The 19912-nt window shown below is 61.6% G+C and carries 21 protein-coding genes and 1 tRNA gene; 17 read left to right on the top strand and 5 right to left on the bottom strand.

The window, feature by feature from the left end:
* Window positions 1-2: 2 nt before the first annotated feature.
* Complete coding sequence (locus tag CK228_RS06995; protein ID WP_027047739.1) at window positions 3-266, bottom strand: DUF6460 domain-containing protein; 264 nt, start codon at window positions 264-266, stop codon at window positions 3-5.
* Window positions 267-703: 437 nt separating this feature from the next.
* On the opposite strand from CK228_RS06995, the gene CK228_RS06990 reads away from it, so the two are divergent.
* From CK228_RS06990 to CK228_RS06950, 8 genes are all read left to right on the top strand, one after another.
* Entirely contained in the window at window positions 704-1321 is a 618-nt protein-coding gene (locus CK228_RS06990; RefSeq protein WP_095787321.1) for an outer membrane protein, read from the top strand.
* Window positions 1322-1497: 176 nt separating this feature from the next.
* Window positions 1498-1884: a hypothetical protein gene (locus CK228_RS06985; protein ID WP_095787320.1), complete on the top strand. Its 387-nt coding sequence runs from the start codon at window positions 1498-1500 to the stop codon at window positions 1882-1884.
* A 49-nt stretch (window positions 1885-1933) separates the two neighbouring features.
* Window positions 1934-2608 (top strand): response regulator transcription factor, encoded by a 675-nt coding sequence (locus tag CK228_RS06980; RefSeq protein WP_095787319.1) that lies wholly within the window; start codon window positions 1934-1936, stop codon window positions 2606-2608.
* Window positions 2605-4035, top strand: coding sequence for a HAMP domain-containing sensor histidine kinase (locus tag CK228_RS06975; protein ID WP_095787318.1), 1431 nt, complete (start codon window positions 2605-2607; stop codon window positions 4033-4035). The genes CK228_RS06980 and CK228_RS06975 overlap by 4 nt, the downstream gene beginning before the upstream one ends.
* 111 nt (window positions 4036-4146) lie before the next feature.
* Window positions 4147-5172 (top strand): glycosyltransferase family 2 protein, encoded by a 1026-nt coding sequence (locus tag CK228_RS06970; RefSeq protein ID WP_095771979.1) that lies wholly within the window; start codon window positions 4147-4149, stop codon window positions 5170-5172.
* 163 nt (window positions 5173-5335) lie between these two features.
* Window positions 5336-6826, top strand: coding sequence for a hypothetical protein (locus tag CK228_RS06960; RefSeq protein WP_095787317.1), 1491 nt, complete (start codon window positions 5336-5338; stop codon window positions 6824-6826).
* A 214-nt stretch (window positions 6827-7040) separates the two neighbouring features.
* The gene (locus tag CK228_RS06955; RefSeq protein ID WP_095787316.1) at window positions 7041-8930 is read left to right on the top strand and encodes an acyltransferase family protein; all 1890 of its coding nucleotides are present in this window, start codon (window positions 7041-7043) and stop codon (window positions 8928-8930) included.
* A 97-nt stretch (window positions 8931-9027) separates the two neighbouring features.
* Window positions 9028-9101: transfer RNA gene (locus CK228_RS06950), tRNA-Gly, on the top strand.
* Between the two features lie 767 nt (window positions 9102-9868).
* Here CK228_RS06950 and CK228_RS06940 read toward each other — a convergent pair.
* The gene (locus CK228_RS06940) at window positions 9869-10006 is read right to left on the bottom strand and encodes a hypothetical protein (RefSeq protein ID WP_348628961.1); all 138 of its coding nucleotides are present in this window, start codon (window positions 10004-10006) and stop codon (window positions 9869-9871) included.
* Between the two features lie 132 nt (window positions 10007-10138).
* A complete protein-coding gene (locus CK228_RS06935) occupies window positions 10139-10438 on the bottom strand; it encodes a DUF1236 domain-containing protein (protein WP_095787315.1) in 300 nt (99 codons plus the stop codon).
* A 184-nt stretch (window positions 10439-10622) separates the two neighbouring features.
* On the opposite strand from CK228_RS06935, the gene CK228_RS06930 reads away from it, so the two are divergent.
* The 5 genes from CK228_RS06930 (at window position 10623) to CK228_RS06905 (ending at window position 12380) form a co-directional block, all read left to right on the top strand.
* Entirely contained in the window at window positions 10623-11018 is a 396-nt protein-coding gene (locus tag CK228_RS06930; RefSeq protein WP_095787314.1) for a hypothetical protein, read from the top strand.
* A 296-nt stretch (window positions 11019-11314) separates the two neighbouring features.
* On the top strand, window positions 11315-11569 hold the full coding sequence (locus CK228_RS35690; RefSeq protein WP_245437983.1) for a hypothetical protein: 255 nt from the start codon (window positions 11315-11317) through the stop codon (window positions 11567-11569).
* Window positions 11570-11592: 23 nt separating this feature from the next.
* Window positions 11593-11874, top strand: coding sequence for a hypothetical protein (locus tag CK228_RS06915; protein ID WP_095787349.1), 282 nt, complete (start codon window positions 11593-11595; stop codon window positions 11872-11874).
* Window positions 11875-11962: 88 nt separating this feature from the next.
* A complete protein-coding gene (locus tag CK228_RS06910; RefSeq protein ID WP_245318077.1) occupies window positions 11963-12196 on the top strand; it encodes a hypothetical protein in 234 nt (77 codons plus the stop codon).
* The gene (locus CK228_RS06905; RefSeq protein ID WP_095771897.1) at window positions 12171-12380 is read left to right on the top strand and encodes a hypothetical protein; all 210 of its coding nucleotides are present in this window, start codon (window positions 12171-12173) and stop codon (window positions 12378-12380) included. Before CK228_RS06910 ends, CK228_RS06905 begins: the two co-directional genes overlap by 26 nt.
* A gap of 258 nt (window positions 12381-12638) precedes the next feature.
* Here CK228_RS06905 and CK228_RS06900 read toward each other — a convergent pair whose 3' ends face one another.
* Window positions 12639-12983, bottom strand: coding sequence for a protamine-2 (modular protein) (locus CK228_RS06900; RefSeq protein WP_095787348.1), 345 nt, complete (start codon window positions 12981-12983; stop codon window positions 12639-12641).
* A 105-nt stretch (window positions 12984-13088) separates the two neighbouring features.
* The gene (locus CK228_RS06895) at window positions 13089-14078 is read right to left on the bottom strand and encodes a LysR family transcriptional regulator (RefSeq protein ID WP_095771976.1); all 990 of its coding nucleotides are present in this window, start codon (window positions 14076-14078) and stop codon (window positions 13089-13091) included.
* 311 nt (window positions 14079-14389) lie between these two features.
* Here CK228_RS06895 and chvE point away from each other — a divergent pair, with 311 nt between their 5' ends.
* From chvE to araD1, 4 genes are all read left to right on the top strand, one after another.
* Window positions 14390-15463 (top strand): multiple monosaccharide ABC transporter substrate-binding protein, encoded by a 1074-nt coding sequence (gene chvE / locus CK228_RS06890; RefSeq protein WP_095771896.1) that lies wholly within the window; start codon window positions 14390-14392, stop codon window positions 15461-15463.
* A gap of 161 nt (window positions 15464-15624) precedes the next feature.
* Window positions 15625-17157, top strand: a complete 1533-nt coding sequence (gene mmsA, locus CK228_RS06885; RefSeq protein ID WP_095787313.1) for a multiple monosaccharide ABC transporter ATP-binding protein — start codon at window positions 15625-15627, stop codon at window positions 17155-17157.
* Entirely contained in the window at window positions 17154-18440 is a 1287-nt protein-coding gene (mmsB, locus tag CK228_RS06880; RefSeq protein ID WP_095771894.1) for a multiple monosaccharide ABC transporter permease, read from the top strand. Before mmsA ends, mmsB begins: the two co-directional genes overlap by 4 nt.
* Before the next feature lie 289 nt (window positions 18441-18729).
* On the top strand, window positions 18730-19722 hold the full coding sequence (gene araD1, locus CK228_RS06875) for an AraD1 family protein (protein WP_095771975.1): 993 nt from the start codon (window positions 18730-18732) through the stop codon (window positions 19720-19722).
* The last annotated feature ends 190 nt before the right edge of the window (window positions 19723-19912 follow it).

Below are 19912 nucleotides of genomic sequence, written 5' to 3'. Positions count from 1 at the left end.
AGTCACTTCCGATAGTTGGCGATCCTGAGCAGGATGAAGGCCGGCACGACGATCGCGGCCCCAAGCAGGATGTAGCCGAGGAAGCGGTCAATGGCGTGGAAGCCCAGGTTCCAGAGATCGATGAAGAACTTCTGGATGCCGTAGAAGACATCCATCGGCGACCAGCCGAAGGCATTCATGACAAGGCCGACGAGGAACGACACCACCAGCAGCTTCAGGATCACCCTGAGCGGCGAGTCGCCGAGAAAGCGCGTCAGTGCGGACAAGGTCGTCTCCCGATTGAGATGCCCAGGCTCACGGGCACGGCCCAGAGATACGTGCTTGGCGGCTATCCATCAAGCCAGCGCGGTTTGTGCCCGGGCTGGAACAGGGGATCGAGACTCCGAGCTTCAGACGGCCCGCAATTCTTAAATATAGGTAAACAAGATCATTTTAATTTGTTGAAAATAAAGCACAAAATCGTCATTTTCGAATTTTGCGCAATGTGCGTGCAATTTTCACCTGCGAGACAGTCGGCGTCTTTCAGGTGACTGGTTGCGCGGCGCTCCGACCCCCTGCCACAGCTGGCGAACGCCAGTCTCAGGACCGTGCAGCCATCCCTGAAAGACACCAAACAGGAGCCCTGACCGCCCCAGCGGCCAAGCTCCCCGGGAGTTAACCTGCGTGTCGATTGCTGGATGCGCGTTTGTGTTGGAGTAATGCTGTGTCTTCTCGAGTAAAGATCGTCCTGACGGCGGCTAGCCTCGCCTTTTGCCTTCTCGGGCCGGCGATGGCCGCCGACCTTTCACCCACCTACAACGACCCGCCCGCCTTCCAGTGGAGCGGCGCCTATGTCGGCGTGCATGGCGGCACGGCGTTCACCGGGATGCCAAACCCGTTTGCAGGCCGCAATGGCTTCAGCGGCGGCGTCCAGGCCGGCTACAACCAGCAGATGGGTCCCACCGTTCTCGGCGCCGAGATCGAAGGCTCCTATCTGGGCGGCGCCGAACACGACGTCCAGGGCGGCAAGATCAAGGAGAAATGGCGCGGCGCCGCCAAGGCCAAGGCAGGATTGAGCTTCGACCAGACGCTGCTGTTTGGCACCGGCGGCGTTGCCCTGACCAAATTCGACAAGGGCGACAACGTCAGCAGCGCCGATGGATGGAAGGTCGGCTACCTCCTGGGCGCCGGCATCGAGCAGGGCTTCGCCGGCGGGCTGTCCGCCAAGGTCGAGTACGACTACGTCCGCACCCGCGGCGTCGAGACGACATCGGCTCTTGGCACGTCGAAGACGACGATCGGCAGCCATGAACTGAAGGCCGGCATCAATTACCGGTTCTAGACCGAGCGAACCGGATTGCACGATGCCGCTGGGCGTCGCGCAATCCGGTGTCTCGATATCCACCGCACAGCGGCTTTTTCCGCAATGGCGCCCTTCCCACGCGTCGCTGCAATGTCGATGCAATCTTCGCGATCTAGGTCCGCGCGTGAATTTTCACCATGGGAATCTGTTCCGATATGTCCACGCATGGCGCCAGCCTCCTGACCCAGGCCCCGAAGATCGTCTTCATCGCAATCGCGCTCGCAGGCTGTGCCTCCGACATCATGAAAAATTATGTCGGGCAGCCGGTCGAATCGGTCGTCCTCGACTATGGTCCGCCCACGGCGATCGTCGATCTTGGCCAGGGCGAGCGCGCCTATCAGTGGCGCAAGGTGTCGACGTCATCGGTTTCCGGGACATCGAGCGGCGAGGTTCGCGAGACAAAACACGGAACCGTCTATGAAGAGACCGAGACGCCCGGCTATATCGAGCGTCAGGAATGCTTCTACACATTCTATGCCCGCGCTTCCGGCGGCCGCTGGTTCATCACCAATTTCCGCCAGCCAAAGCTGGAATGCGAATGAACTGCCGCGGCCGCAGACCCCGACCGGCCGCGGATAAAGGAGAATATTCATGCGCGTCCTGTTGATCGAGGACGAACCGGAAATGGCCTCCGTGCTCAAGGCCGCTCTCGAGCGTGTGGACATCATCGTCGACCATGCCGCGACATTGGCCGATGCCGAGGCGATGGCCCGCCTGGGCTATCACGACGCGGTGGTGCTGGACCGCCGGCTGCCGGATGGCGACGGTCTCAGCCTCATACCGCGCTTGCGTGCCTTGCATCTGGATGTGCCTGTCATCGCATTGACGGCGATGAGCGGGCTGGACGACCGGGTCACCGGGCTCGATGCCGGCGCCGACGATTACATGGTCAAGCCCTTCGCCACGGTGGAACTCGTCGCGCGGCTTCATGCCTTGCACCGGCGCTCGTTCACATCGCGCGCCAACCAGACAATGGTCGGCCGCCTCACCTATGATTTCCGCCATCGCGAGGCGCTGATCGAGGACCAGGCGCTCGATCTGCCGCGGCGCGAGAGGCTGGTGCTGGAAACGCTGATCCGCCGGCCGGGCCGGACCATCATGCGCAGCGCGCTGGAAGAGGCTGTCTATGCCCTCGACGACGAGATCGGCTCCAATGCGCTCGATGCGCATATTTCGCGGCTGCGCCGCAAGCTCGACGATGTCGCCGCCGGCATCGAGATCCGGGCGATCCGCAATCTCGGCTATCTCCTGCGGGCGGTCTCGTGAAAAAGGTCCGCACCGGCTCGCTGCAATGGATCCTGGTCCGGCGGCTGATCCTGCTGCAAGCGGCGACGCTGCTCATCTTCATCGTGCTTTGCGCGGCAGCCCTTTGGATCGCCAATCCGCGCCTTTTGATCGACAACGAGGCCGCCGTCGCGGCCGTCAAGGATGCCGTCGACCGGGACAAGGACGGCAGGCTGATCGTGCGTGAAACGGAGGAACTCACCGCGTTTCGCGAGAGCTTCCCCAATGTCTGGTACCTCGTTCGCGATGGCAGCGGCGAGAGCGTCCGTGCCGGCAACATACCCGACATCTACACCAAAGGCTTCGACGAGTTGCTTGACGCGGCCGATCACGCCACGATCGGGTTCTCCGACAAGGACATGCGGCCGGAAGCCTATATCGAAAACGCTTCGACCAAAGCCGGCATGGTGCAGATCATCGCCGCGACGCAGTCGTCGCGCCAGCAAACCGACGGCCTCGAAATCAACATCTCGGCCACCGTCGAAGTCGCCCGCAATCCTGACGGCAGCAGGAACTGGGAGCGCGCCCTGCCGGCCCTCGCGCTCGTCATCGCGATCCTGCTTTTGCCCATCATTCTCGTCATGGGCACGACGACGCTGGTGACGACGCCAGCCGTGGTGCGCCGTTCCTTCGCCGGCCTTGTCGAAACGGTCCGCCAGGCGGCGCGCATCGACATCGGCACCCGCGCCATGCAACTGCCGGTCAAGCAGGTGCCGCAGGAAATCGCGCCGCTCGTGCATGCCTTCAACGAGGCGCTTGCCCGCCTCGCCCAGGGTTACGACCGCCACAACCGCTTCCTCACCGACGCGGCGCATGAACTGCGCACGCCGATCGCCATCCTGCGCACACGCGCCGAACTTTTGAAGCAGGAACCGCAGAGCGCGCGACTGCTGCGTGACATCGAACGCCTGTCGCATCTTGCCCAGCAACTGCTCGACCATCAGTTGCTCGACCGCCCGTCGGACCAGCGCCAGATCGTCGATCTCGACGATCTCGTCAGCCGGGTGGCGGCCGACTTCGCACCGCTCGCCATCGAGGCCGGCTATGACCTTGCCTTCGAACCGTCGCCAAACAAGGCGCGAGCAGAGATCAATGTCCTGCAGATCGAGCGGGCGCTCGCCAACCTGGTGCGCAACGCAATCGAGCATGGCGGCGGCGGCGGCACGATCACGATCGCCATCGACGCGGCCGGTGGCATCGAGGTGCGCGACGAGGGGCCGGGCATTCCCGCGGCAGAGCGCGAGAACGTCTTCGAGCCCTTCTACCGCTTGCAGCCGCAGTCGCGCGGCGCGGGGCTGGGACTGAACCTCGCCCGGCAGATCGCGCTGCTGCATGACGGGACGATCCGCATCCTGACGGGCTCCTGGCGCGGCGCCCGCATCCGCATGGAGTTGCCGGTGCGTTCGTGACGTGCCGAGCCCATCGCGTCGGCCGGCCGATGATCCGATGTCGATCCCTGGCTTATCTGTTTTCTAACCAATTGCCGCTATTGCCATTGCAAGAGCGGGAGCCAGGCTTTGGTGGGAACGGGAAAAATCGGCGCGCACCGCGCGGTCACGCTGTCGGTCGTCGTGCCATGCTACAACGAGCGCGACGGCGTGGCCGAGCTTCACCGACGCGTCAGCGCCGTATGCCTCGAGCAAGGCCGTTCCTACGAGATCGTGCTTGTCATCGATGGGGCGACCGACGGCACCCGCGAGGCCATTTTCGAACTGGCCGAAAAGGACGACCATGTGGTCGCCATCGACCTTGCCCGCAATTACGGCCACCAGATCGCCTTGAGCGCGGGGCTGGAATTCTGCCGCGGCGAGCGCATCCTCATTCTCGACGCCGATCTCCAGGATCCGCCAGAACTGCTCGGCGCGATGATGGCGAAGATGGATGAAGGCTTCGACGTCGTCTACGGCCAGAGGGTCAAGCGCGACGGCGAAGGCTGGTTCAAGCTGGCCTCCGCCTCGATGTTCTACCGCCTGCTCGGCCGGATGGTCGATGTCGAGATCGCACCGGACTCCGGAGACTTCCGGCTGATGAGCCGCCGGGCGCTCGACCATCTGAATGCGATGCCCGAACGCTACAGGTTCATTCGCGGCATGGTGAGTTGGATCGGGCTCAGGCAGGTCGCCTTCCCTTACGAGCGGCACCGGCGCTTCGCCGGCACCACCCACTATCCGCTGAAGAAGATGATCCTGCTGGCGGTCGACGCGATGACCAGCTTTTCGATCGTGCCTTTGCGGTTTGCCTCGATGCTGGGGATAATGTTCGGCCTGCTCGGCCTGGTCGTGCTCGGCTACACGCTGATCGAATGGTCCAGGGGCAACGTGGTGCCCGGCTGGACGAGCCTTGCCGCGATCATGCTGATCCTGGGCAGCGTCCAGCTTCTAGTGCTCGGCATTTTCGGCGAGTATCTAGGCCGCATGTACATGGAGACGAAGCGGCGGCCGCTGTATTTCGTCAACGAAATCGTTTCGCGCGACCAGCCGGCCAAGGACAGCGACCTGCCCGTCCATCGCCTGCAGGAGATGGCGAAAAGAGCCGCGCGTGGCTGAGGCGAAGGGCGAGCGGATGCAACGGGAACGGCATGGGCAGGATGCGGTCGGCTCTTCCGTTTGATGTCTCGCGGATGCTGCGCTTTGGCGCCGTCGGGCTTCTCTACACGACGCTCGGCTATACACCAGTCGTGGCGGCGACGCCGCCACCTGGAGCCGCGACATGAACCAGTCCACAGCAATCGCGGCGGCGAGGCCGTCGCTCGGGGACGCGCAACGCATCAGGCTGATACTCTGCCTTCTCTGCGCCTGCCTGGTGGCCTATCTGCTTGCCACCTTGGCCAGCGCGATGCTTCAGGATCCCGACAGTTGGTGGCAGGTGAAGGTCGGATTGGACTTTCTGGAAAACCGGACGTTTCCCGTCGTCGACCCCTATTCCTATACGTTCGCCGGTCAGCCCTGGATCGCCAAGGAATGGCTGGGGCAGGTCTTTCTGGCCCTCGCCTACCGTGCCGGCGGCTGGAATGGCGTCGTCACACTGATCATCGCCACGGTCAGCCTGACGGTCTTCCTGATGGGATGGTTCCTCAGCGCATGGCTGAAGCCGACACTGGCGATAGCGCTGGCCTTCGCCGCGGCTTTGCTGATCGCCCCGATCTACACGGCCCGTCCACACGTCTTCACCTTGCCGATCATCGTCGTCTGGACGGCAATGCTGTTTGGCGCCGCGCAGGAAGAGAGAGCCCCGCCCCCGTGGCTGCTGGTGCTTGTGGTCTTGTGGGCCAACCTTCATGCCACGTTCACCCTGAGCTTCGTCATCGCTGCCTTCGCCGGGCTCGATCTCCTGGCGCGCTCGGGCCTGTCGAAACCCGCCCTCCTGGCAAAATGGGTTGCTTTCGGCCTGCTCTGCCCGCTGGTCAGCCTGATGCATCCCTATGGGATGAAAGCCATCCTGGCGACGTTCACGGTGGCCTATGGCAACGAGGCGGTGCCACTCATCCTGGAGTGGCGGGCGTTCAACGCGCAGGAGCAGATCCTCCAGGAAGCGGTGATGCTGTTGGCGCTTTTTGGACTTTTGGTATCGAGGCTGCGGATCGGTTGGGCCAAGGCAGTGTTCATCGTCTTCGCCTTGCATGTCTATCTCGCCCATCTGCGGTTCGTATATCTGCCCTTCCTGCTGATCCCCTTGGTGATCGCGGTCGAAGTCGCCCGGCAATACCCCTCGGTCTCGACCCCGACCTGGCTGGCGGAAAAGCGTGACGGACTGGAAAGACTCTTCGCCAGCCAGTTTTACGCGATCTGCGGCGCAATCGCTGTCCTGCTGATCGGTGCGGTCGTCATCCTCGGCAGTGCCTATCAGGTGGCGCCGAGCCCGAAGACAGCGGCCAACGGCGCCCTCGCATACGCACGCGATCACCAGCTTTCCGGCAATGTGCTGAATTCCTATAATTTCGGCGGCACGCTGATCTTTCACGGCATCAAGACCTACGTCGACGGCAGGACGGACCAGCTGTTCCTCGGCGGCTTCACGAAAGCCGAGGACGCGACGGGACACAGCGACGGAAAACCGCTGCTCGAGGCCCAGTTGAAGAAATACGCCATCGGCTGGGCACTCCTTACGGCCGACGATACCCGCATCCCATTCTTCGCGGAGTTGGGCTGGAAGCGAGCCTATGCGGACGACGACGCCGTGATCTACCTGCCTCCCGCCTGATCTACAGCCTCCGTTCGAAACCGGTTTCGTCAGCGTTCGAAGATCTGGCATCTGCCTTGACATGGATGTTGCAGTGCAGCAAACTTGTGTTGCAGAGCACAGTCCGTGAAACCCACGAGCCACGATTTTTCGAACGACGGGGACATCGCCGCATGAGGAGCATGTCAGGTTCCGCCGCACGGCTGCCAAGGGCCACGGCGTACGGACCCGCCGAATGAACTACAGGCGTGATATTGATGGCCTGCGGGCCGTTGCGGTGCTGCCCGTCGTGCTCTTCCATTTCGGCGTATCGGCCATTCCCGGCGGCTTCACCGGTGTCGATATCTTCTTCGTCATATCGGGCTATCTGATCAGCGGCAGCCTGCTCGACGACCTCGAGCGCGGCCAGTTCTCGATCGGCCGCTTTTACTGGCGCCGCGCGCGGCGCATCCTGCCGGCGCTGACCTTCGTCATCCTGCTCGCCAGTATCGCCGCCTGGTTCATCCTCCTGCCGTCGGATCTCCACGAGTACAGCCTCAGCGTGATCGCGGCCTCGACCTTCTGGTCGAACATCTATTTCTGGAAAACGACCAACTATTTCTCCATCGACGCGGAACTGCGGCCGCTGCTGCATACATGGTCGCTTTCGGTCGAGGAGCAGTACTATATCTTCGCACCGGTCCTGGTGTATCTGATCTACCGATACGCCTCGAAGCGCTGGCTGACGATATTGCTGCCGATTGCCGTAGGCAGTTTTGCCCTGGCGGTCATGGCAACCACGCTGGCGCCGACCGCCGGCTTCTACCTCTTGCCGACGCGCATCTGGGAGCTGGCGCTGGGCGCCATGCTGATGCTGAGAAAGCCGCCGGCGCTTGCCAGCCGTCCGCTGACTGAACTGATCGGGCTGGCCGGTTTTGGCCTGATCGCCTTCGGCTTTCTGACGATTTCGGAAAGCGATCCGTTTCCGGGCTACAATGCCCTGTTTCCCTGCATGGGAACGGCGCTGCTCATCTATGCTGGCCAGCCCCATGCGGACAGGCCGGTCGTCCCCGTCGCCACGCAGGTGCTGCGGCTCGCACCGCTGGTGTGGATCGGCCTTATCTCCTATTCGCTCTACCTCGTTCACTGGCCGATCAATTCGTTCGTCCACTATCTCTCGCTCAAGGCCATCGGCGTGCCGACGATCATGGCGATGATCGTGGCAAGCGTCGCGCTTGCGACGTTCTCGTGGAAATATGTCGAGCAGCCCTTCCGCCAGAAGCGAGCCTTCACCGCCCCCCTGCCCATCTTCGCCTTCTCGGCCGCGGCGATCGCCCTGCTGTGCGTCGGCGGCCTGGCCGGTGCGCTGGGCAAGGGTTTTCCGCAACGGTTCCCGGATTTCTCGACGGAACGGGTCCTGGTGGGTGGCTGGCGCAATGGCGTCTGTTTCAACGAGGGCGCGAGCCGGATCGAGAACTGGAACCTCGCCGACTGCACCCGAACGCACGGCTTTCCCACCAATGTGCTGCTGTGGGGCGATTCCTTCGCCGCGCACTACGTGTCGGGGCTGGAAGCCAATGCGCAGAAAATCCAGGCCAATATCATCCAGTATACCTATGCCGGCTGCCCGCCCAATCTGAGCTACTTTTCCTATGCCCGGCCGGCCTGCACGCGTTTCAACGAACGGGCGTTGTCGATCATCCACGATGCCAACATCCAGGCGGTGATCCTGAGCGGCCGGTGGACCGACTATCAGGCAAGGGGCTTCGACGGCCTGCAGAAGACAGTCGACCGGCTGCGCGACATGGGCGTCAAGGTCTATGTCATCGGCCAGTCTCCGGAGTTCATCGCCGACGTCCAGAAAATCGCCTTCTTCGCAAGAAGGGAGCACGTCGCGAACACATCCTGGCCGATGGCCATGGATCCGGACATCAACAAGCAGGTGCTGCCATTCGTCAAAGGGGCGACTTTCATCGACCCGCTGGCCTATCTGTGCGACGCGGCCGGCTGCTCCTATGCCGACGCCGGCACCAGGCAGTTTCTCTACTTCGACTACGGTCATTTCTCGTCCGCCGGCGCGACGCTCGCCATCTCGAAATACTGGCCAAGCTTTGCCGCCAGCAACAAAGTCGCCAAGGCAAAATAGGAATCACGGCCAGCGCCGAGGACCAGCGAAAGCGTTTGTTCGAGGGAACCGCTTTGCGATTGCCCGAAGGCCGAACCTCATGGTAACGAGGGCACGCGCGGGTATGATGTAATGGTAGCCTGTCAGCTTCCCAAGCTGAACGCGCGGGTTCGATTCCCGCTACCCGCTCCAGCTTGCGGACAGGGACCGCAACTCCTGAGCCTGTCTGATTGAATTGGGATTGGTTCGCCACGTCGCGTCTCCCTTGTGAGGCGGGAGGCGCGCCTTTTGCTGGTTGCACCCGATATCATTCAAACTGGCGTAAAGATTCGATCAGGCAACTCTATTCTTGTAAGGACGCGCTTGCCCGCATTCCTGATCGCCTGTTCGAATGATGCCAGCCTCTTCGGTTCGGCGCATTTTTGCCCCAGCCGGCGGCGACCCACATACCCCAACAAACCGCCGGTTAGGCCCGGCTGCTGACCAAGTGCCCCAATCGTCAACCGCCGGGCCGCCAGGGCTTATGCTCCATGCAGAGGAAAGCGCGGAATTGGTCGATCCGCCTGGCGTGATGGCGCGACGCCGGCGCCATGCTGGTGCCGGTTTTTCAGGTAGCCCGCAAAGATCGACAGCTTCTTTTCATAACCTATGCGCACCATAGCTTTGCAGCTGTCGCATCTGAAGCTTCCGATTGTGCGGAGCCAGGAACCAGGCCTTGCCATAGGGTGTGAGCAGGCCGGACAGTGGAACTCCATCGTCACGTCGCTCAATTCATCGCACAAAGCCATTTCCGTATTTCTCCCAACCGGTGTCCCATTGAGAACAAACAAGAGTGGCGGAAAATGTTCCAGGCTGGGCCTTCTGGCGGATCGGGAAGGGACTTCAGTCCTTTGATGGAGGCCGGACTTGACGCCCCAGCGGTCGATCGCGGTCCACATGAGCCCCGGGAACAGGCCGCTTCAACCGACATGCGGGTCGACAAGGAACGACGCGGCAATCAGGTCGTCGCCCTCGATACGCCCATGGACATCCTCCAGAAGGGCAGCCACCTTCTGGAATGTCTCGATCTCGCCGTCTGTAATGTTCGCTTCGAGCATTCGGGTCTTGAGATCGACGACGCGCGACGCCAAAGCCTCGGAATTCCCAACCTCACGATGTGACATGGTGATACCTATCGCAATTCCTCGTAAAGCCCGCCGCCAATGAAGGCGACGAGCTGTTACATCAGATCAGTTGTAGACCTTGATGATCTTACGCGTGCTCGGTTCCACAAGAACCGTCCGGTTGTCGATCACAACGTAGCGGTATTTGACGTTCGGAACCTCGTGCAATTCGACCGTATCCGGCAGAGCTGTGCCGACGTTGAGTTCCACTCCCGGAAGCTTGACGGAAGCCAGCGGCTGCTTCTTCACGTATTCGCGTACTACGGTATCCTGCTCAGGTGTGATGACAACATCCTCCGCGGCCACTGCGCCAACGCCGGCAAGCAGGACGAGCGCCGCCGCGGCGCTGGTTAGATGCATTCTCATAATTTTCTCCTCTTGTAATCTGACGACAGCGGGACCTTCCGCCCGCCGCTGTTCCGAACTTACCGCCAACGGCATGGTTCCCTGACGGCGGACTTCAGTCGGATACTGGTCGGACCAAAGGCCCATCTTGCTCTCGCGCGGCCCTTTGGAGGGAACTTAAGTCAGGAAAGACGCTTACTGGCCCATGGGCACACATGGCGTTGAAATCTTCGCCAAACCGGTTTCACCGGACCATCTATCCGATGATCCGTTGGTGGCGACCCATATATCAAACAGGATTTTAGAGGCGGCTGAGAATTCCGAGACAGCGGCGAAGTCAGAGCGGGCAGGGGCGACTGAGGCGACTGAGGCGACTGAGGCGACTGAGGCGACTGAGGCGAACAAAACTCCACGTATCGGAGTGGTAGGAAACAAAGACGAGGTATTGCACAATGAAATTTCGAACCCTCTAGTCCGGATGATCCTGACAGCCTACCGCAGTGACTTTTTCCCCATCCTTTTACTCCTTGCGGGCTATACGCTGTTTGCGTTGGGTGCGGCTCTGTTCGTTCTTCTAGTGTGGATCGTGTATGCTGCCTAGAAAGGCGCAAAATAGGGTGCCGTCAATCGGAGCTTCCTAGAAGGACTTTCCAGCCCGCATCCTGGCCCGAGCAATGGCAAGCTGTGTTTCCGTCCTCGCGTACGTTGTCTGGGCCATGTTGTCAGCCGCGATAGTAGCCCCAAAAGTAATGTTATCAGTGACTTATATCACGATTGGCTAAAAGCTCGACAAGGCTGGCCTTGAAGGAATGGTATCGAAGCGCCGCGACAGCAAGTCCGCGGCGGCCCGTCGACGACTGGCTGAAGGCGAAATGCTACCCGGTCGATGAATACGAGTTGCTCGGCGTCGAGCGCAAGGCTCGAAAGCCGGCCTTTGCCCTGATGGCGGATCGGGCGACCGGCCGCTATGTCGGGTCGGCCTTCATCAATTCCAGCCGGGCCATGCGAAACGGGCGGCTGAGGCCAGGCATTCCGGGCGAAGAGATCGATGAAGAAATTGGCACGATCTACATATTCATGATGCAGGGATGCGCTAGTGGAGCGCTGGGAACCGAGTTCGGTAATCCACGTTTTTTCCCAAGGTCATGCTGAATGACCCAACGACGGAGGAAACAATGAATATCAAGATGCTCACAATGGGCGCGATGGCGCTTGCGATGATGACCGGTTCGGCTCTTGCCGCCGGCAACACATCTGCACTCGACGATCCGGCAAAGATGTCGCCGTTCTTCACCGATGCCGGCATGAAAACTTTGAAGACGGAAAAGGATTTCAAGGCCGCATGGACGGCTATGAAACCCGATGAACAGAAAGCGGTGTTGAAAGATTGCGGCGATACCACGCTCAACAAGTCGCACGCAGATTTCTGCGCCATGGCAAAGAAGATGGGCGGCTGAATCTAGGACTCGAAGGCGGGCCAGGTCCGCCTTCGAGTAACTGCGGCTCGGCGTCGAGCGCAAGGCTGGAAAGCCGGCCTTTGACCTGATGGCGGATCGGGCGACAGGCCGTTATGTCGGGGCGATCCCAGAGCGGTTGTGGGAGCGCATCCGGGAGCACGCCGGGCCGGCGCCGAAGGGCATGAAGCATCCGGCGACGCAATGGGTGAAGCCCGCAATCATCGGCCGGATAAAGCACTTGCGCGGCGAAGAAGACTTACGGCATGGTTCCCTTCAGGATTTGCGGGAGGAAGATCATGCCAATTCGGCGAAAGGCGACTGAAGCCGGCATTTTCGACGCAACCGAATTGGCGCTCTTCGGCAGGGTTTTCGACAAGCTGAAACTTGAGCATCCGCCACCGGACACCCTCGACATGATCGCATCGCGGGTTATCGCAAACTATATGGCCGGCATCAAAGACGAGGCTGAACTCGTCTCGCTTTCGCGATGGCCGCTCGGTCGCTAGGGATCGTCGAGGCGGCCCGGCCAGCCTTCAGGTTGACACAGGATGACTAGCCGGGCCGCGCCGGCCGTTTGAGGAAGCCGGGCGAAGAGCCAAAATCCTACTCTCCTGTCGTCTCATTTCAATTGAAAATGAATGTACGATTTTTACGGTGTTGTGATTACCTAAAGCAACTTGCCCGCGCGCATCATGGCCCGGGCAATGGCAAGCTGTGTCTCCGTCCTGGCACGCAGCGGTGGCCGGCCTTTCGTCAACGGGTCGTCACAGCCAGACGCGGAGCCACACCCGCTCGCGCCAGCAACGCACATGACGGCGTCCATGGCGCCAATACCGACGGCAAACCCTTCTCCAGCCGCGGCGCCGCCGCCGCCTCTCTCCGTAATAGCGATCTCCGTAGTAGCGATGATGCCAACGACGGTGAGAGACCTTTTCCACTTCGAGGTCGTCATCGCCTTCGAAGACAGCCGGATCCGGCTTGTCTAGTTCATCGAGAATTCCGTCGCCCTGAGGAATGCCGGCAACCGCGCTGCCGGGTCCGGCTATGCCCGCAAACGCCACGGCCCCCGCAACGCCCAGCATTCCTGTGAGAAACAACCGACGTTTCATCAAAACCTCCCGAGTTGTTGACATCGGCATCTCGTTCCCTCGCCCTAAACGAGCTCCAGCGAGCATGCCGTTTGGCCTGAACGTGTGACTGCACTTCTTGTTCCATCACCCCACTTCGCGCAGGATGAAATCGTGCAGCATCTTGGCGGCTGGCGACAGCGCGCGATTCCTGACCGTGATCAGGCTGTAGGGCCTGACCTCGATGTCGAACTCGGTCTGGACGACATCGATGGCGCCGGCGAGTCCGTCGGGATTCTGGATGAATTTCGCCACCTGCACCGAGACCGGCGCGATGGCGTCGGACTGCGCTACCATGACCAGCGTCAGGAGCAGCGAACTGGTGTTGAGGATCCGGTCCGGCAGCGCGATGTTGCGGTTGAGGAAATTGCTCTCCATCGCCTGACGCAAGGGCGAGCCGCCCGACTGGAAAACCCAGTCATAGGCGGCAGTGTCTTCCAGCCGCACCACACTGCCCCTGGTCAGCGGGTGGCCACGACGCACGATCAGGCAGGCTTTCTCGACGCCGATGACACGCGATTCGAACAGCCGCGGATTGAGATCGTCGGGGATGCGCGCAATGATGAAATCATGGCGCGAGGCGATCAGTTCGCGCGCCAGCACATTCGAGGTCTCGACCTGCATGGTGATCTCGATGCGTGGATAGATGCGGCGGATTTCGCGGATCGCCGGCACCGCCAGTTCGATCGCCGGCGCCGTCACCGCACCGAGAAACACGGAACCGCCCTTGCCCGCCTTGAGCTCGGAAATCTCGCGATCGACCTCGCGCATCTCCAGCAGGATCGAACGCGCACGCCTGGCCAAGGCCTTGCCGTAGGGCGTGAGCGTGATGCCGCGCGGCAGCCTCTCGCACAGCTTGACCGCGAGCACCGCCTCCATCTCGGCAATCATGCGCGATGCCGCCGGCTGCGAAATGTTCATGACCTGCGCCGCCGCGCTCACCCGACCGTGATCGTCGAGCGCGACGATCATGCGCATATGACGCAGGCTGAGGCCGCTGCGCAGCAGGGTTTCGCCATCGCCTGGGGTCTCGTTGTAATCATTTGAACCCGCAGCCGGATTCCGTAACGCCGCCATGGTTTTTCCTGCCTCCGCCCGCGGCCCGCCGGCATTTGCCAGCAACCCGTCAAGCGTCATAACATATACCACTTGCGGTATAGCAACCATCAAAGATCGCATTTGACAGTTATGGCAAAAGGACGGCAACGTCAGCCCGTTCCGAGACGCAACGGTCGCCGACGATAAAATCGTATCGATTGAAATCAGCGGCTCGGGGCCATGGGAGGATACCGGAGATCGATATGACGGCAGCAGTGCGTCGGCACTTCTGCACGATTGCGCGGCCCGCGACCCCCGGGGTGCTGCGTCCATCAACCAGGGAGAGTTACGTGAAAATCATCAAGACACTGGCCGCAGTCGCGGCGCTTGGCATCGCTGCCATGACCTATTCGTCGGCGCACGCGGCCGACAAGGGTCTCGTCGGCGTGCTGATGCCGACCAAGACTTCGCAGCGCTGGATCAATGACGGCGACGCCGTCAAGTCCCAGCTCGAGGCTCTCGGCTACACCGTCGACCTGCAATATGCGCAGGACGACATCCCCAACCAGCTCAGCCAGCTGGAGAACGAAATCACCAAGGGCCCGAAGGCGCTGATCATCGCCTCGATCGACGGCACCACCCTGTCGGATGCGCTGCAGAAGGCAGCTGACGCGGGCGTCGTCGTCGTCGCTTATGACCGCCTGATCAAGAAGACCGCCAATGTCGACTATTACACCACCTTCGACAATTTCGGCGTCGGCGTGATCCAGGCGAATTCGCTGGTCAAGGGCCTCAAGGAGCGCTTCCCGAACACCAAGCCGTGGAACGTCGAACTGTTCGGCGGCTCGCCCGACGACAACAACGCCTTCTTCTTCTACAACGGTGCGATTTCCGTCCTGCAGCCGCTGATCGACGACGGCTCGATCAAGATCAAGTCCGGCCAGACCGGCATGGACAAGGTCGGCACGCTGCGCTGGCTGGCGGCAACCGCCCAGGCGCGTATGGACAACCTGCTGTCGGCCAACTACTCGGACGGCAGCCGCGTCGATGGCGTTCTGTCGCCCTATGATGGCCTGTCGCGCGGCATCACCGCCTCGCTGCGCGCCGTGGGCTACGGCACGGCCGCTCAGCCCTGGCCGATCGTGACCGGTCAGGACGCCGAGACCGCCTCGGTCAAGCTGATCATCTCGGGCGAGCAGTATTCGACCGTGTTCAAGGACACCCGCGAACTGGCCAAGTCGACCGTCGAACTGGTCGACAAGGTGCTCTCGGGCGGCAAGCCTGACGGCCTCGACACCAAGACCTACAACAACGACGTCAAGGTCGTTCCCTCGATCCTGCTGACGCCGCATGATGTCGACAAGTCGAACTACCAGAAGCTGGTCGTCGACTCCGGCTACATCAAGGCCGAAGACCTGAAGTAATCTCTGTTACGAAATCTGGGGTCCTGCGCGACGCAGGGCCCCTTTTCGTTCACAAGCGACCCCGGTATTGTTACTGCCGGCCTAGAGCAATTCCAGGAAACGCGCGTAACGCTTTCCCCTGGGAATTGCGTAAAAACAAGAATGTCTAGGAGCTTGCCCTGATGACCTCGACGATTTTGGAGATGCGCGACATCACCAAGACGTTTCCCGGCGTGAAGGCGCTGTCGAATGTCAACCTCTCCGTCGAGGAAGGCGAAATCCACGCCGTGGTCGGCGAGAACGGCGCCGGCAAGTCGACGCTGATGAAAGTGCTGTCGGGCGTCTATCCCGCGGGCACATATGAAGGCCAGATCATCTTTCAAGGCCAGGAATGCCAGTTCAAAGGCATCCATGACAGCGAACACAAGGGCATCGTCATCATCCACCAGGAGCTTGCGCTGGTGCCGATGCTGTCGATCGCCGAAAACATTTTCCTCGGCAACGAACACGCCAAATACGGCATGATCGACTGGGACGCCAACGAGGCGCGCACCAGCGCGCTGTTGAAGAAGGTGGGCCTCAAGGAGGACCCCAAGACGCTGATCACCAATATCGGCGTCGGCAAGCAGCAGCTGGTCGAGATCGCCAAGGCGTTGAGCAAGGAAGTCAAACTGCTGATCCTCGACGAGCCGACCGCATCGCTCAGCGAGAAGGACAGCCAGGCGCTGCTCGACCTTTTGCTCGAGTTCAAGCGGCAAGGCATGACCTCGATCCTGATCTCGCACAAACTCAACGAGGTGAACCGGGTCGCCGACAAGGTTACCGTCATCCGAGACGGGCGCACCATCGAGACGCTGGCCAAGAAGGATATCTCGGAAGACCGAATCATCACCTCGATGGTCGGCCGTTCGCTCGACGACCGCTATCCGCCGCGGGAACCAAAGATCGGCGAGGTCGTCTTCGAAGTGAAAAACTGGTCGGTCTATCACCCGATTCATGCCGAACGGCAGGTGATCAAGGGCATCGACATCAATGTGCGCAAGGGCGAGGTGGTCGGCATAGCCGGGCTGATGGGCGCCGGCCGCACCGAATTCGCCATGAGCCTGTTCGGCCGCTCCTATGGCCGCCACATCAGGGGCGAGGTGCTGCTCAAGGGCAAGCCGATCGATGTCTCGTCCGTGAGCAAGGCGGTCGAACACGGCATCGCCTACGTGACCGAGGACCGCAAGACTTACGGTCTCAACCTGATCGACCATATCAAGCACAACATCACGCTTGCCAATCTCGGCGGCGTGTCGCGTCACAGCGTGATCGACGATCTGGGCGAACTCGCCGTTGCCAACGATTATCGCAAGAAGACCAACATCCGCGCTTCGAGCGTCTATCAGATGACGGGCAATCTTTCCGGCGGCAACCAGCAGAAGGTGGTGTTGTCGAAATGGCTGTTCGCCGATCCGGATTTGCTGATCCTCGACGAGCCGACGCGCGGCATCGACGTCGGCGCCAAGTACGAAATCTACACGATCATCGCGCGTCTTGCCTCGGAGGGTAAGGCGATCGTGGTCATCTCGTCGGAAATGCCGGAATTGCTCGGCATCACCGATCGCATCTACGTCATGAACGAAGGCCGCATCGTCGGCGAAATGCCCGCGGCGGACGCAAGCCAGGAAAAAATAATGCGCGCCATCGTTCGGGGAGAAGGAAAAGCAGCATGAGCACCGACAGCGCCCCCGCCCCGCAGGGCAACATCGCCGAGGACCAGCGTCCACGCATTGCCGTCTCGGCGCTGACGACGAACCTGCGCGAATACGGTCTCATCATCGCGCTGATCGTCATCATGCTGTTCTTCCAGTTCACCACGTCGGGAACGCTGTTCAAGCCGGTCAACCTCAGCAATCTGGTGCAGCAGAACTCGTTCATCATCGTGATGGCGCTGGGCATGCTGCTGGTCATCGTTTCCGGCTATATCGACCTCAGCGTCGGCTCGGTCGCCGGTTTCATCGGCGCTCTGGCGGCAAACATGATGGTCATCTGGCAGCTCGGGCCGCTCAGCAATCCGCTGGTGGTTTCGATCGTCTGCCTGATCGTGGGCGGCCTGATCGGTGCGGCGCAAGGCTATTGGATCGCCTATCACCGAATACCGAGCTTCATCGTGACATTGGCCGGCATGCTGATCTTCCGCGGCATCTGCCAGGCGCTGCTGGGCGGCGGCTCCTCGGTAGGCCCACTTCCAGACGGCTTCAAGGCGTTGAGCTCCGGCTTCATCCCGGACGTTATCGGCCCGCTGACGTTGATCCCGCCCACGGTGAACGCCGCCGGCAAGACCATCGTGGGCAGCGGCCTGACGCTGCACATGACGACGGTCGTGCTCGGCCTGATCGCCGTGCTGGCCTATGCCTATTTCGGCGTGAGGACACGACGCAAGCGCGAACGCCACGGCTATGAAGCCGAGCCCTTCCCCCTGTTCGTCGTCAAGACGCTGGTCGCCAGCGCGCTGGCGCTGTTCCTGGTCTATGAGTTCGCCAGCTACAGGGGCCTGCCGGTGGTGCTGCTGGTCATGGGCGTGCTGATCTCGCTGTTCGTCTTCGTCACCAAGCGCATGACCATCGGTCGCCGCATCTACGCCATGGGCGGCAACCCCAAGGCGGCGCAGCTGTCTGGCATCAACACCGAGCGGCTGACGCTGCTGGTGTTCATCAATATGGGCGTGCTGTCGGCGCTGGGCGGCCTGATCATCGCGGCTCGCCTTGGCCAGGCCGTGCCGGCGGCCGGTCTGGGCTCAGAGCTCGACGTCATCGCCGCCGTCTTCATCGGCGGCGCCTCGGCGATGGGCGGCGTCGGCCAGGTCATCGGCGCCGTGGTCGGCGGCTTCATCATGGGCGTGATGAACAACGGCATGTCGATCATGGGCGTCAATGTCGACTGGCAGCAGGTGGTCAAAGGTCTGGTCCTGCTCGGCGCCGTGATCTTCGACGTCTACAACAAGAACAAGGCCTGACAGGAACAATTCCAGGAAAGCGCATCGCGGTTTTCCCACGGGAATTGCGTAAAAACAAAATACCGGGAGCGGACCGAACCGCTCCGGCGAGGCAACGAGGAAGGCATACGGGTCACATCGCGGCGCTGCCGGCAACCGACCGGCACGAAGAAGTTCCCTCAAGGGACCAGGCCCCGCGAGCGCAATCCGAACGGAGAATTTCACCCGTGGCATGGGCGACGTCCCAGCCGCGCTTGGGGAGGTTTGCCACGGCGGCAGCCATGCCAAGGCACATGAGAGAGGATTGATCATGCTGATCTCGCAGATTCTCGATGACGCCGAGACCATCCGCGTCGTTGCCCGCAATGGCGGCAAGACCCGGATCATCAACGGCGCCCGCAGCGTCTATTCGCTGGCGATGGAGGCGGCCCGCACCGGCGTCGGCCTGGCCACCCTGATCGAGCGCAAGGGGCTCGGCGAGACGGTCGACCTCGATGCCGCCTACAAGAAGGGGAGGCTGTTGTCGCCGATCAATCACCCCGACCCGGCGCATCTGCACCTCACCGGCACCGGCCTGACCCATCTCGGCTCGGCGGCGACGCGCGATTCCATGCACAAGAAGCTCAGCACCGATGGCGAGGAGCAGCTCACTGATTCCATGAAGATGTTCCGCATGGGACTGGAGGGGGGCAAGCCCGCCAAGGGCCAGGTCGGCGTGCAGCCGGAATGGTTCTACAAGGGCAACGGCACGATGGCCGTGGCGCCGGGTGCCGCACTCCTGTCACCGGCCTTCGCCAAGGACGCCGGCGAGGAACCAGAAATCGCCGGCATTTATGTCATCGGCGATGACGGCGCCGCCTTCCGCGTCGGCTTCACGCTGTCGAACGAGTTTTCCGACCACGTGACCGAGCGCGTGAACTATCTCTTCCTCGCCCACTCCAAGCTGCGCAATGCCTCGTTCGGTCCGGAGATCCTGATCGGCGACCTGCCTTCCGACATCCGCGGCACCTCGCGCATCGTGCGCGACGGCAAGACGCTGTGGGAAAAGCCGTTCCTGTCGGGCGAAGCGAACATGTCGCACACCATCGCCAATCTGGAACACCATCACTTCAAATATTCGGCGTTCCGCCAGCCGGGCGACGTGCATGTGCATATGTTCGGCACCGCGACGCTGTCCTTCGCCGACGGCGTCAAGACCGAGGCCGGTGATGTGTTCGAGATCGAGGCCGGTGATTTCGGCCTGCCGCTGCGCAACCCGCTCGAGATCGAAAAACCAGTGAAGGTGGCGGTGAAGGCGCTTTGAGATAGCGCCAATATCCTGGGAGAGAAAATGAACGGGATGGGGCTTGGTTTCATCTTAGCGGGCTTGGCCCTATCCCTCGCCTGTTCTTCCTCCGTGGCTTACAGCGCCGGGCGGCGCCTGCCGCCGACGGGATCCATTTCGAGATCTGCATTTTCTTGTTCGCCTTGAGCGCCGCCATCCCGGCGACCGA

It is taken from the genome of Mesorhizobium sp. WSM4312, assembly GCF_002294875.1.
In the GTDB taxonomy this organism is placed as follows: Bacteria; Pseudomonadota; Alphaproteobacteria; order Rhizobiales; family Rhizobiaceae; genus Mesorhizobium.
The sequence above is the reverse complement of the archived record's forward strand: the minus strand, read 5'-3'. Positions and strand labels throughout refer to the sequence as shown.